The sequence below is a fragment of the Hominimerdicola alba genome (genome assembly GCF_900112155.1).
Classification (GTDB): Bacteria; Bacillota; Clostridia; order Oscillospirales; family Ruminococcaceae; genus Hominimerdicola; species Hominimerdicola alba_D.
The window spans coordinates 1-14,396 of sequence record NZ_FOKQ01000013.1 but is presented as its reverse complement, the minus strand read 5'-3'; the positions used below and the strand labels follow the sequence as shown (position 1 = coordinate 14,396).

The following is a 14,396-nucleotide window of genomic DNA, read 5'->3' as shown; positions in this document are numbered from 1 at the left end:
CAGAATCTATAACGGCAGTTTCTTCGGAGACTGCCGTTTTTTTGCTTGCCAACAGATCAAAATAAATTATTGAATTTAACAAAATAGCACAGAAAACGATTGCGATAATTGTTAAGAACGTCAATTCGAAAATTTCAGTTTTAAGAGTACCTCAGATGAAGTTCACAGGAATATGGATAAAACGGTCAAATGCCTGTATATGGACATTTCAGAACTTTTGCCAAAGGAAAGTTTGGCATTGTAGGAATATTTTATCATGCCGAGTCTAAAAGAATATTATGAGTTATAGTCATATTAAGCTTTAGTTTGTGACAATACAACTTATTAACATATAGTATTCAAAGAATTAACAGGCTGTACGAAAACACGAGTTTTACTTGACTTTTTACATATTACGAGTTGTACGTATTGTATAAATAAACACGTGCGTAATCGTTAAAGTAAATGAAATTTAATCAAAACAATTGACTTTTTTGAGAAATATATTATAATAATAGCAGGTGGAAAAAAGGGTAGTGCAAGTCGGATGAAGACTTCCTTATTTCTCTTAAAACATTCGTTGATTCGGCAGCCGCACTGATGCCGTATCACAAACAAATTTATTTTTTCTATTTTTTCAGGGAGGGTTAATTCATGCAGAATCCAATGAAGAAGATTGCCAGCGGACTTCTGGCAAGCGTTGTATCTCTGTCCACAGCTTCCGCACTCATTCCTATGAGCGCATCTGCTGATCAGATGCTGGGTCAGACAGATTTTGATGCTGGTGTAGGTCTGCCTTGGCATACTTGTGAGACCAACCCCGCTAAGCAGTCTTTTGACATCAGCGGCGGTACTTACAACGTAGAGATCATTAACAACGATGGTCCTGAGTCCAGATGGGATCTTCAGCTCCGTCACAGAAATCTCACAATCAAGAAGGGTCAGACTTATAAGGTTCACTGGGAAGTTGATTCTACCAGCGATGGTGAGATGTACACCAAGATCGGTAACTACGGCGGAACTGTTGAAGTTTGGCACAATAACTGCACAGACGGTACTTTCAACCAGTGCTGGGACTGCGTACCGATAAAGAAGGGTCATAACGAGTTTGATGCAACATTCACTGCTGATCAGGATGTTGACGTTGCTGAGTGGGCATTCCACTACGGCGGTAAGGGTCAGTATCAGAATGTTGACTGCTTCCCTAACGGCACAGTTCTGAAGTTTGATAATCTCTCACTGGAAGGTCCTGATGGTTGGGATCCTAGCAATGAGATGGGTGTTGTAAGACCCGAGAGCAACGTTCGTCTGAACCAGCTGGGTTACTATCCCAATCTTTCCAAGAAGGCTTCTTATGTAACAGACGCTTCTTCTCCTCTGCAGTATGAGATTAGAGATAAGAGCGGCAACGTTAAGTATACCGGTACAACTACAGTATTCGGTTCCGACCCTGATTCCGGTACAGGTAAGACCACAAGCGTTCAGATTGGTGATCAGTCTGTTACCAGACTGAAGGACAGCGGTGCTTATGTTCATATCATCGACTTCTCCAAGTTCAATACTGAGGGTACATATACAATCTTCGTAAAGGATAAGGTTGGTGTTTCCGGCACACAGGTTCTGCTTGCTAAGAATGTTAACGATACCAAGCTCAGCGGCGATAAGCTGATGTGGACAAATCCTCAGACCCAGAAGCAGTATGTAATGAACCAGAGCCATGAGTTCGTGATCAGCAGTAACGTTTACAGCACTCAGCTGCTGAAGGACTCCATGAACTACTTCTATCAGAACCGTTCAGGTGTTGCGATAGAGTCTCAGTACATCACTTCCGGTGATAAGAGCGAGCTGGCTCACACTAAGTATGGTCATAACCCTGATACTGCTTATGTACAGTCCAAGTGGGTTAAGTCCTACGACAGCGAAGGCTCTGACGTTGAGAAGAGCAAGAGCATCAACGGTACCGGCGGTTGGTACGATGCAGGTGACCACGGTAAGTACGTTGTTAACGGCGGTATCTCTGTATGGACTCTCCAGAACGACTATGAGTTCACCAAGAAGAACGGCACCACCAAGAAGTGGACAGACGGCACTATAGCTATCCCTGAGAATGGTGATAAGGCTCCTGATATCCTCGACGAAGCAAGAGTTGAGTTGGAGTGGATGTTCAAGATGATCGACAGCGACGGATTTGTATATCACAAGCTGCACGACCACAAGTGGACAGGTCTGGCTACCAAGTCTTGGGACTATGATAAGGAAACGATGGAGAACGGCGAGAAGGGCTGGGGCACTATCCGTATAGTTAAGCCTGCAACCTATGCCGCTACATTCAATATGATCGCTTGCGCAGCACAGGCAGCACGTCTGTGGAAGGGCATCGATGACAGCTTCGCTCAGGAGTGTCTGAAGAACGCTCAGAACAGCTGGAAGGCTATAAGCGCTAAGGAGAGCAAGTGGAACATCAAGAAGGGTGATTCTTCTACCGATCCTTACTTCGCTCCTCTGGATCAGGCTATCGGCGGCGGTGCTTACGGTGATACCTATGTAGGCGACGATGCTTACTGGGCAGCTTGCGAGCTCTTCGCAACAACCGGCGATTCTACTTACTATAACTTCCTCAAGAAGTACAGCAACCCCAACGATACATCCGGCAAGGATAAGGCATTCAGCCTGACAACCAGCCTGGGCGGCGGCGAGAACAACGGCTCCTTCAGCTCCTTCAACTGGGGTTGTACATCCGGTCTGGGTACCCTGTCTCTGTACCTGAATCCCAGCAAGCTTTCTTCTTCTGAGCAGAGTGCAATTAAGTCTTCCATCACATCTGCTGGTGATACTTATCTGGCTCAGCAGACTAAGCAGGGCATGGGCATTCCTTACAAGGGTGCTACATTTGAGGATGCTATCAACATCGGTGAAGGCATCAAGATCACTGGTTATGAGTGGGGTTCCAACTCCTTCGTAATCAACAACGCAATGGTACTTGCTTACGCTTATGACGCTTCTAAGGGCTCTAAGTACCTGAACGGTGCTGCTGAAGCTCTGGACTACATCTACGGACGTAACGGTCTTGGCTTCTCCTATGTATCCGGCTACGGCGATAAGACTATGGAATGGCCTCACCACAGATTCTGGTCTAAGGGCGTAGATCCTACCTTCCCGAAGGCTCCTGATGGCGTACTGTCCGGTGGTCCCGGCGCTGGTATGCAGGATCCTTACATCGGCGGTCTGGGCTACAAGAGAGGCACACTGGCTAACCAGAAGTGCTACGTAGACAGCGCAGAGTCTTGGTCTGTAAACGAAGTTACCATCAACTGGAACGCTCCTCTGGTATGGATGACCACATTCATGATCGATAATGCTGGCGGTTCTCCTGTTCCTGTTGTTGATTGGCCTCAGAATGTTAGAGCTATAACCAACTCTCAGTATCATCAGGTACAGTTCGTATGGGACAAGGTTGATGGCGCTGACAAGTACGGCATCGCTGTATACCTGGCTGGTAAGTGGAGAGTTCAGACTTCCAACATCACCACAAACAGCTATGTAACTCCTAAGAACCTGACTCCCGGCATGACCTACAAGGTAGCAGTTGCTGCAAGAGTTAACGGCAAGTGGAATACAACTGATCCTATCAAGAATGCTATCACTGTTACTGTTAAGTAATATATAGTTTCACAGAACCTATAACGGCAGTTTCTTCGGAGACTGCCGTTTTTGTTATGTAAATACGCGCTTTTACGCTTGACGAATCGTGATAAATGATATATAATTGTTAAGGCGATAATGCTATGAATATCATTGAACGGGAGATAGACAATGAAAAAAATAATGATAATCGAAGACGATACCGTGCTTCGTGATGAAGTCGCAACACTGCTTAAAAACTCAGGGTATGAGGTCCAGGCTGTCACCGACCTCAGCATTTCCCTTGAACAGATGAAGTCCTCGGGGGCTGACCTTATACTGCTGGATATAAATCTTCCCTTTGTGGGCGGCGAGACACTTTTGCAGGAATTCAGAAAAGTCAGCGATACCCCTGTTATAATGCTGACCAGCAGAAGCACCGAGATAGACGAGGTGCTTTCCATGAGCTTCGGCGCTGATGACTACATCACCAAGCCCTATAATCCCACCATACTTCTGCTGAGGATATCCGCGGTGCTGAAGCGCTTTACCAAGACAAGCGGTTCCCAGATGTATCATGATGCCGAGGTCAGCACCGTTAAGGGCAGCATCGACCGAAACGGCAAGGAGCAGGTACTGACCAAGAATGAAATGATAATTTTTCAGCTCCTGCTTGACAGGCAGGGGGAGATAGTCACCCGCGATGACCTTATGACCGCACTCTGGGATAACGATGAGTTCGTTAACGACAATGCTCTTTCGGTGAACATCAGCAGACTTCGCGGAAAGCTGGCGGACCTTGGCTTTGAAGATGCCATCGAGACCAGAAAGAAACAGGGGTATGTACTGAAATGAGCATCACCGAATATTTAAAAGACAGACTTTCGGCTTACATGATATACCTTGTCAGTCTTGCAGTAGCGCTGATCTTCATGCAGGCTTTCCATATCAGAACACAGTGCATTGTAATTGTATATGTGATACTCCTGCTGGGCGGAGCCATCGCTGAGTGCTGGACGTTTTTCAGGAAAAAGAGTTTCTACGACAAGCTTAACTACTGCCTAGATAGCCTTGATAAAAAGTATCTTCTTGCTGAGATGACTGAAGCTCCCGACTTTTTTGACGGCAGATTTCTGTACGAAGTTCTCAGGCAGTCTGACAAGGCTATGTGTGAGCATATCGCAGAGTACCGCCGCGAGAATCTGGAATTCCGTGAGTATATAGAAATGTGGGTGCATGAGGTCAAACTCCCTGTGGCAAGCTTGCAGCTGATGTGTCACAACGATGGCAGTAATAGGTATTCCGAACAGCTGAAACGCATCGATGACTACATTGAGAACGTGCTTTACTATGCCCGAAGCCGCAATGCCGAAAAGGACTATATAATCAAGAATGCTTCACTGAAGAGGATCTTCGGCGAGACCGCAATGAAGAACCGCTCGGAGATACAGGAGAGGAATATCTCCCTTTCCGCTGAGGGTCTCGATGTAGAAGTCATGACCGATGCTAAATGGCTTGCATTTATATTTGGTCAGCTTATGGGCAACAGTATTAAGTACGAAGCGGACGAGATAAAGGTCTATGCAGAGGACTTTGATGACAAGACTGTTCTGCATTTCCGCGATAACGGAATAGGTATTTCGGAGGCTGACTTGCCTTATATTTTTGAAAAATCCTTTACAGGTGAAAACGGAAGAACTCATACCAAGTCAACGGGTATGGGTCTGTACATAGTAAAGATGCTTTGCACAAAGCTGGGTCACAGTGTACAGGCAGAATCGGTACAGGGCGAATACACCGAGATAACCATAGTTTTCGGCAAGGACAAACTTCACAATATTCAGTAGACCAAACTATCCCATATCCCGACAGCAGATGTGCTATCGGGATATGGGAGTATTTATGCAAACGCGAACATTACGAAACTGTAATGTCAGGTAAGATTAAAATATCGACCCGCCCGTCCTTTTGTGTTATACTTTAATCACAGCAAGGGGGAAGACCCCCACGGACAGTATAACTCAAGAAGGGGAGATAAATTATGGAGAACACAAGAAAAGTAATGGTGATAAGCGCACTGGTAACAATAGTAATGTTTCTGATCGCGGTGATAAACTACTCGCATACAGATGTGTTCGATCCCGCACTTGGTACAATGATAGCTTTTGGTACAGGTATCTACTGCTGCGCTTCAATGAAGTACAAAGAGGAGATCGAAGAGGCTGACAAAGAGGAAGCAACATTACAGAACTGTAATGCAGTGTAAGATAAAAATAACGACAGACAGCAAAACCTATGATATAATATAGACACAGTAAGGGGAACACCCAATAACCTGAGACTTCTGAAAGGAAGATAGATATGAAAAAGGAAAGAACAGCATAGATCATAAGCACAGTTACAACACTGGTACTTTTTATCATCGCAATGATGAACTACATCCGCACAGGTTTCTGGGATACAACCCTCAGCGGACTGATCGCCTGCAACGCCTGCATCTGCTGCTGCACGGAAGAGAAATACAAGGCGGCTAAAAAAGCGCAGAAGCAGTAAACATTACAAAACTGTAATGTAACGTAAGATAGATAAAACGACAGACAGCAAAACGTATGATATAATATAGATACAGCAAGGGGATAAGAGTTCCCGAGGAAAAGAGTAAAGCTTAAAGAGGAAAGGTCGATAATTATGAAAAATGTTAAGATCTCGGTTATGATTTGTTTTGCAACTATGATGGCAGTTCTGGCAGGTCTGGTCATCAACACAATACAAACCGGCAGCCTTGATGCTCAGGGAACTACAGTACTTGCGATCTGCACAGTAATGTACTGCTCGGCAAAGACAAAGTACGACAGAATGAAGGTTGAGCAGATGTTTTAAGAATAAATCCGCCAACATTACAAAACTGTAATGTAACGTAAGATAGAAAAAACGACAGACAGCAAAACGTATGATATAATAAAGATACAGTAAGGGGCAGGACCCCACAAAGAATATGAAAAGGATAAGGTGATCCGAAATGAAATTTGCAAAGATGACACTGGTGATATGTACACTGATGATGATGGCAGTAACAGCAGGCGTGATAATGCACTTCGTTGCAATCAGAAATCTGGACATTCCGGGCATGGCGATACTTGCAGCAAGCACACTTGGTTATTCATATGCATATTCAGTATATCTCACAAAGAGATCGGAGCAGTTCATTTAAGAAAGACCTTGATATAAAAAAACTACAAAGGAAAAGAGAGTTGGATATGGAACAGTTACTCAAGATCGAAAACATTGAAAAATACTACGGCAGCAAGTCAAGCCTTACCAAGGCGATAGACGATATATCCTTAGGGGTATCAAAGGGCGAGTTCGTTGCTATAATGGGAGCTTCGGGAAGCGGCAAGACAACACTTCTCAACTGCATCTCCACCATCGACCGCGTGACTTCGGGTCATATATATCTGGAGGACAGCGACATCACCGAGATAAAGGGCAAGGAGCTGAACAAGTTCAGGCGTGAAAAGCTGGGATTCATCTTTCAGGATTTCAACCTGCTTGATACACTGACTGCTTACGAGAATATTGCACTGGCACTTTCGATACAGAAAAAGCCTGTCAAGGAAATTGACGAGGCAGTCAAGACAGTTGCTGAACAGCTGGGAATCACCGAGGTGCTGAAAAAGTACCCCTATCAGATGTCAGGCGGACAGAAGCAGAGAGTTGCATCGGCACGCGCCATAGTTACTTCACCAAAGCTTGTACTTGCGGACGAACCTACAGGTGCGCTGGATTCAAAGTCGGCTAAGATGCTGCTGGAGCGTTTTCGCTACCTGAATACAGAGTGCGGCACAACCATCATGATGGTAACTCACGACAGCTTCACTGCAAGCTATGCCAGCCGTGTCATCTTCATCAAGGACGGTAAGATATTCAACGAGATAAGCCGCGGCGCTGATACCCGCAAGCAGTTCTTTGATAAGATAATCGATGTAGTAACTCTCCTGGGAGGTGACATGAGCGATGCTCTTTAAGCTTTCGGTAAGCAATATCCGCAGAAGCCTGAGGGATTATGCGATATACTTTTTCACGCTGATGATCGGCGTTTCGGTATTTTATGTTTTCAACGCCATCGGCGGACAGGCTGCTATGATGAGGATAAATGACAGCAGCTATGAAGTAATTGATATTCTGAGAACTGTTCTTTCGGGAATAAGCGTATTCGTTGCAGGCGTTCTGGGTCTGCTGATAGTTTACGCAAGCCGTTTTCTGATGAAGAGAAGAAAGCGGGAGTTCGCGCTGTACATGACTCTCGGTATGAGCAAGGGCAGCATATCAAGGCTGCTGCTGATAGAAACAGTCATCATCGGTCTGGGTTCTCTGGCAGCGGGTCTGCTGGTGGGCATAGGACTTTCACAGCTGATGAGTGCGCTGGTGGCGAATCTATTTGAAGCTGATATGACAGCTTACAAGTTCACTGTTTCAACCGAAGCAATAGTCAAGACCATACTTTACTTTGCTGTTATGTATCTGGTGGTAATGGTATTCAACAGCATAGTCATCACAAAGATGAAACTCATCGACCTTATGCAGTCAGGCAGACGTTCAGAGCAGATAAAGCTGAAAAATCCCATAGTCTGCGTGCTGATATTCATAGCAGCGGTGATCGCCCTGAGTATTGCATACTACAACGTAACAGTAGGCTATAATGACCTCAACGAAGATAAATTCATTGGCAGCGTGATAACAGGCATCATATCCACATTCTTCATCTTCTGGTCGGTATCGGGTATGCTGCTGCGTACAGTGATGTCGGTAAAGGGTATGTACTACCGCAGTTTAAACAGTTTCACTTTCCGCCAGATAAGCAGCAAGGTAAACACCATGGTAATGTCCATGACAGTTATCTGCCTGATGCTTTTTGTTACCATCTGTATGCTGGCAGCCGCTTTCACCATAAGAAATTCCATGAATTCAAATATCAAGGAGCTTTGCCCCGCTGATTTCGAGGGTAGAGTATATATCTACAACGAAGAACATACTTCCGATCTTGAAAAGATGTATAAAGAAGCTGGTGAAGATATCACAGAGGATTTCAGCGAGTATAAACATTTTTACAGTTACTTTGATGAGGGTTTCACCTTTGAAGACTTCCTCGGTGACAAAGCCGAAGAAATTAAAGCGCAGTATCCGAATATGATGTTCGATTCAACCGAGGAGCTGGTCCGTGTCAGCGATTACAATGCGCTTATGAAGATATATGGCAGAAAAGAGCTTAAATTGGAAGATGACAGTTTTATAGTATTATGCAACTACGGTTCAGTGAAGGCTCTGCGTGACACCGCAATTGAAAAGGGTAATGAGATAAACGTATTCGGCAAAACTCTGAGATCACAGTACAGCAGCTGTGTTGACGGCTTCATATCCATTTCGTCAAATAAAGCAAACTTTGGTATAATAATAGTTCCCGATGATGTTGTAGATGAAAGCGGTGTTCATATGGAATACTTTATCGGCAACTACCTTTCCGAAGACAAGGAAGCAGCTGAAAAAACAGTAGCTGCAAAGTTCGATAATGTAATGGATTTGTCTGACACAGCCGATAATTATTACATTCGCGATTCCAGGATTCAGATCAAAGCAGATTCCGTTGGCATAGGCGCAATAGCTACATTCGTAGGGCTTTATATCGGACTGGTGTTCCTTATCGCCAGCGGTGCGGTACTTGCACTTAAAGAACTCTCCGAGAGTGTTGACAGTGTGGGCAGATACGAGATGCTCAGAAAGATCGGCGCTGACGAGAAAGATCTTGGCAAGTCTCTGCTGAGACAGACAGGTATATTCTTCCTGATACCTCTGCTGCTCGCCTGCGTACACTCTGTATTCGGTATGCGCTTTGCGGCACGTACACTTGAAGTATTCGGCACGGAAAATATCGGTCAGTCCATGACAGTGACCACCCTGATAATCCTGATGATCTATGGCGGATATTTTCTCATAACATTCTTCAGCAGCAAGAGCATTGTGAAAGAGAGAAGATAGACAAAACGGATATTTTTTATAAAACTATAAGACGGATGTGCACCCCTGTACATCCGTTTTTTGTTTAAAAATTCAATAAATTTCCCAAAATTACGGTACGTATAATATATTAACAAAAAGTTTAATCGATTTCGTGACTTTATGTTCAGTTTTTACAAGATTGGTATTGACATTTTTCGGTAACGATGATACAATTAAAAAAGTAAGATACCTTAATAAATTAACATTCGGTATCACGAGAGGGGAATATTTTATGAAAAGTATTATCAGAAGGATGGCTGCTTTTGCTTCAATAGCTGCTCTCACCGTTTCAGGTGCGGCTACAGGCATTTCAGCAGTCAGAACAACCACAGCCTCAGCTGCAACAGTTGATGACTGCAACGACGACTGGCTGCACGCTAAGGGCAGCAGACTTTATGACAAATACGGCAATGAAGTATGGCTGACAGGTGCAAACTGGTTCGGTTTCAACTGCAGCGAAGCTTGCCCGCACTACCTTTGGAGCGCTGACGCTGATGACTGTCTGAAAGAGATCGCAGACCGTGGTATCAACGTTATCCGTTTCCCTGTTTCTTCCGAGCTTCTCGTTTCATGGATGAACGGCAAGCCTATGCCTGTAAGCAGCTTCTCCTGCAACGCAGACCCTGCTTACACCATCAATGCTGATTTCTGCGAGGCTGATGGTAAAACTGCCAAGAACAGTATGGAAGTATTCGATATCATGATGCAGAAGTGCAAGAAGTATGGTATCAAGGCTTTCATCGATGTACACAGTCCTCATACTGACAACTCTGGTCATAACTACAACCTCTGGTACGGCAAGGCTGGCGTTACCACAAAGGTATGGATCGATTCACTGGTATGGCTTGCTGACAAGTACAAGAATGATGATACCCTCATCGCTTATGACCTCAAGAACGAGCCTCACGGAAAGGGTCAGGAAGGCGCTGACGCTGCTAAGTGGGACGGTTCTACCGATGAGAACAACTGGGCTTACGCTGCAACTAAGTGTGCAGAAGCTATCCTTGATGTTAACCCCAATGCACTTATCCTCGTTGAAGGCGTTGAGCAGTCCATGAGCGGTGCTATGGCAGGCGACTACTGGGGTATGCCTGACAGAAGAGATAACTCACCTTACATAGGCGCATGGTGGGGCGGTAACTTCCGCGGCGCAAGAGAGTATCCTATCGTTCCCAAGCAGGGTACATCACAGATAGTTTACTCACCTCATGACTACGGCCCTTCTGTTTATGCACAGACATGGTTCGATAAGGACTTCACAGAGCAGACTCTGCTTGACGATTACTGGTATGATACATGGGCTTACATCAATGCGGAGGAAATAGGCCCTGAGCTTATCGGTGAGTGGGGCGGTCATATGGACGGCAAGGAGAACCAGAAGTGGATGACTCTTCTCCGTGACTACATGATCAAGCATCACATCAACCACACATTCTGGTGCCTCAATACTAACTCCGGCGATACAGGCGGACTTTGGGACGGCCTCGGTTTCATGGCAGGCTCCGGCACTACTATCAAGTGGAATGAACCTAAGTATGAGCTCTTCGAGAAGGCTCTCTGGCAGACATCTACCACCGGTAAGTACATCGGTCTTGACCACCAGGTAGCACTGGGCAAGAACGGTATCTCCCTTGGCGAATTCTATTCCAAGTATTCAAATACCGAGGGCAGCAACCTTGACGGCGGTAAGAAGGTTAATGGTAATGGCGGCAACAATGATACACCTGTTGTTCAGACCATCAAGATTTCTTCCACAGCAGGTGAAGGCAGCGTTAAGCTCAGCTGGAATTCCATCAGCAATGCTGACAAGTATGCTGTATACCAGAACGTTAACGGCTCCTGGAAGCAGGTTACCGAAACAACAGGCACTTCTTACAACTGGACAGGTCTGACCTCTGGTACAAACTACAAGGTAGCTGTCGTTGCAAGAGTAAACGGCACTTGGACCAATGATTATTCCAATGCTGTCACTGTAACTCCCAAGGCCTCAACTTCCAGCGATGATTATCCCAAGAACGTTAAGGCTAATTACAGCACTCAGTATCATCAGGTACAGTTTGTCTGGGATAAGGTTGAGGGTGCAGACAAGTACGGTATCGCTGTATATCTGGCAGGTAAGTGGAGAATTCAGACTTCCAATATCACAACCAACAGCTATTTAACTCCCAAGAATCTGACTCCCGGCATGACCTACAAGGTTGCTGTTGCTGCAAGAGTCAATGGTAAGTGGAACACAGCTGATCCTATCAAGAATGCCATAACTGTTACTATCAAGTAATTTAGCTGAATAAGCTGATAAATAAATATCCGTCGGTTCATTACGAGCCGACGGATATTTTGTTTATTATCATATTATAGTGCGGTGCGGTTTTTCCTGCGTGACGATTTGCAGCGGTACATCTCCTCATCTGCTTTGGTAAGATGCTTTTCAAGCTCAAAGCTGTTTTCATCACTCAGAACACAGCCTATGCTGGCATCTAAACGGTAGGGCTTATCAAGCTCTGAATTGGATTTTTCAAGTATATCTGCCAGATGTTCTGCACGCTTTTTCGGTTCGTCATCACTGTATGCCCCGATGCCGATTATAACGAATTCATCGCCGCCTGCCCTGACGGGTACCTCATTATCGCCGCAGAGAGTCTTTATAGCACGGCTCATTGTGATTATAGCTTCATCACCCTCGCTGTGACCGAAGGTGTCGTTGATGTATTTCAGCCCGTCCATATCTATCACACATATCATCAGCCTGTCGTCCTTATCTGCGTGCTTCATCATATCGCTGAATTTCTCATACATTCCGCGGCGGTTGTACAAGCCTGTCATATTATCAACTATAGAAAGCTGAACGTACCTGTTCTTCGCCCTAGCCATTTCAAGAGAATTGTTTACAAGTCTCAGCCAGTTGCGGAACACCAGATTCAGCAGATGCCTGTCGGAAAGTTCTCTTTGGAGCACGGCATAGCCAAGAGTATTGTCACCGAAATGTACTGCTGCAAAATAGAACACGCAGGGCTTTTCGGTGTACTCATTCAGCTCGGGTACCAGATCCTTGGTATCTATGGTGAACATATCTTTCCAATTATTTACCTTTACGCCGTTCTCCGTTGAATCAGCCACCGCTACCATCATCTTATCGGGGTAGCCCTCTTTGAGATATGTATCGTAGCTCAGCCAGTCCTCACGCAGACAAAGCCTGAAATTAACAAAGGGCAGAAGCAGATATACCTTGCCGAATATGTTTTTCAGACATTCTTCGGGGGTGGCAGATGCGGTAAGTGATTCAGATGCATAGCTCTCCATCAGCATACCTATGTCGATATTATCGAACACATTTTCAGATGTATAATTGTGGTATATGTAATAAAGGGAATCCCTGAATGTTCTTGCTGACTGTGTTATATCAGGCTGACAGCCGCAGCTCATACCTTCGTGGCAGAGGTTCTGCATATCCGGAACATAAGGTTTGATACTGCCATCGGGGTCGATATTTTTGCGCAGATAGTCAACAGCGTCAGCCGCTGTTTTGGTGTAATTGGTTTCATAGGAAGTCAGAGTTATCTCAGCCAGCATGGCTTCGTCAGTGGCATCAAATCCAATAACTATGATATCCTCGGGTACCCTTATACCGTGTTTTGTGAGTTCCTCGATAAGTCCCAGACCCATGTAGTCACCTGCTGTTATAACAGCTTCGTACATCGGGCGCTTTCCCTCGATCATCTCTTTAGCAAGAGCGATTCCGCTGTTGTACCAGAAATCTCCGTATATCCTGTGATCTTCATCAAGCTCGATACCAAGCTTTCCGAGCTCATCGGCAAATACTGCCAGACGTTCTTCAGCTTCTGGATGACCTTTTTTACCTGTCAGGACGCATATATCCCGCTTGCCGTGAACGTTCACAACATGGCGGCACATCTCGCGGAGTATATCATCATTGTAGCCGTTTATCGTATGATATCCGCCATAGGGTATGCCAAGGCATACGACCGGTATATTTCCGCATTCCTTTATCCTGCGGTCAACAGTTTTCATGACCTTGCCTGTGCCGTCCTCAAGAAGCGTTACGGTATCAATGATGACGCCGTCAAACAGTTTGAAATTCGGCAGAGAGTAGATGTTGTTCTCGCCCTTTGCGTGTTCCTCGATAAAGAACAGGAAGTGAGACATGGAAGCAAATACAGCCACATTGTAGCCGTACTTATCGCACTGTTCAAAAACGCCCTTAGCCACACGCCTTGCGTGCAGTGTTTCAGGCATACCTGTTATAAGGCAGATGGTTTTTCTTTTTTCCATATCAATGCCTCCTGCGATAAAATCTGTGTCCGATTTGCTGTTGTCTAATTATACCATATATTAATAGATTAGTCAATAAGTTAATTGCAAGATATACAAAATCATGACGGAGTTAAAAAAAGGGGCTGTTGCAGCCCCAACAAAGAAAAAGAGCCTGGCACAGTGCCAAGCTCTTCTTTTTATGGTATAATATAATTGCAAAAACCATTAAACCAACGAAAGGATTGTACCACAAAAATGAGAAATTGTCAAGTGCGTCTTAACATGAATTATGAGATCTACATCGAAGAAAGCTCAACTGTCAGAGTATTGAGCAATGTTATAGATGAGATCTATCAAAAAGAAGAATACACGATAGTAAGCAAGTGGAATGGCGCCATACCCGAGGATATCATGATGAAGATACTCATCTACGGCTACATGAACGACTCTTTTTCAAGCCGTAAGATTGA

General features: G+C 45.0%; 11 protein-coding genes and 1 pseudogene. 11 read left to right on the top strand and 1 reads right to left on the bottom strand.

Going from position 1 to position 14,396, the window contains the following annotated elements; genetic code table 11:
* Positions 1-633: 633 nt before the first annotated feature.
* From BM265_RS08630 to BM265_RS08590, 10 genes are all read left to right on the top strand, one after another.
* Positions 634-3,639 (top strand): glycoside hydrolase family 9 protein, encoded by a 3,006-nt coding sequence (locus BM265_RS08630; protein WP_074961170.1) that lies wholly within the window; start codon positions 634-636, stop codon positions 3,637-3,639.
* A 153-nt stretch (positions 3,640-3,792) separates the two neighbouring features.
* Positions 3,793-4,455, top strand: a complete 663-nt coding sequence (locus BM265_RS08625) for a response regulator transcription factor (protein WP_074961169.1) — start codon at positions 3,793-3,795, stop codon at positions 4,453-4,455.
* A complete protein-coding gene (locus BM265_RS08620) occupies positions 4,452-5,447 on the top strand; it encodes a sensor histidine kinase (protein ID WP_074961168.1) in 996 nt (331 codons plus the stop codon). The genes BM265_RS08625 and BM265_RS08620 overlap by 4 nt, the downstream gene beginning before the upstream one ends.
* Positions 5,448-5,641: 194 nt before the next feature.
* Positions 5,642-5,866: a hypothetical protein gene (locus tag BM265_RS08615; RefSeq protein ID WP_074961167.1), complete on the top strand. Its 225-nt coding sequence runs from the start codon at positions 5,642-5,644 to the stop codon at positions 5,864-5,866.
* A gap of 161 nt (positions 5,867-6,027) precedes the next feature.
* Positions 6,028-6,153: a hypothetical protein gene (locus BM265_RS20885; protein ID WP_278287617.1), complete on the top strand. Its 126-nt coding sequence runs from the start codon at positions 6,028-6,030 to the stop codon at positions 6,151-6,153.
* A 135-nt stretch (positions 6,154-6,288) separates the two neighbouring features.
* Entirely contained in the window at positions 6,289-6,480 is a 192-nt protein-coding gene (locus tag BM265_RS08610) for a hypothetical protein (protein WP_074961166.1), read from the top strand.
* A gap of 139 nt (positions 6,481-6,619) precedes the next feature.
* The gene (locus BM265_RS08605; RefSeq protein WP_074833836.1) at positions 6,620-6,811 is read left to right on the top strand and encodes a hypothetical protein; all 192 of its coding nucleotides are present in this window, start codon (positions 6,620-6,622) and stop codon (positions 6,809-6,811) included.
* 46 nt (positions 6,812-6,857) lie between these two features.
* Positions 6,858-7,625, top strand: a complete 768-nt coding sequence (locus BM265_RS08600) for an ABC transporter ATP-binding protein (RefSeq protein WP_074961165.1) — start codon at positions 6,858-6,860, stop codon at positions 7,623-7,625.
* Complete coding sequence (locus tag BM265_RS08595; RefSeq protein WP_074961164.1) at positions 7,615-9,633, top strand: ABC transporter permease; 2,019 nt, start codon at positions 7,615-7,617, stop codon at positions 9,631-9,633. The genes BM265_RS08600 and BM265_RS08595 overlap by 11 nt, the downstream gene beginning before the upstream one ends.
* 262 nt (positions 9,634-9,895) lie before the next feature.
* Positions 9,896-11,932, top strand: coding sequence for a glycoside hydrolase family 5 protein (locus BM265_RS08590; protein WP_431767989.1), 2,037 nt, complete (start codon positions 9,896-9,898; stop codon positions 11,930-11,932).
* A 74-nt stretch (positions 11,933-12,006) separates the two neighbouring features.
* On the opposite strand, the gene BM265_RS08585 is transcribed toward BM265_RS08590, so the two are convergent.
* Positions 12,007-13,944, bottom strand: coding sequence for a substrate-binding and GGDEF domain-containing protein (locus BM265_RS08585; RefSeq protein ID WP_074961162.1), 1,938 nt, complete (start codon positions 13,942-13,944; stop codon positions 12,007-12,009).
* A gap of 264 nt (positions 13,945-14,208) precedes the next feature.
* Here BM265_RS08585 and BM265_RS08580 point away from each other — a divergent pair.
* Positions 14,209-14,396: pseudogene (locus BM265_RS08580) on the top strand (hypothetical protein); the annotation flags it as partial.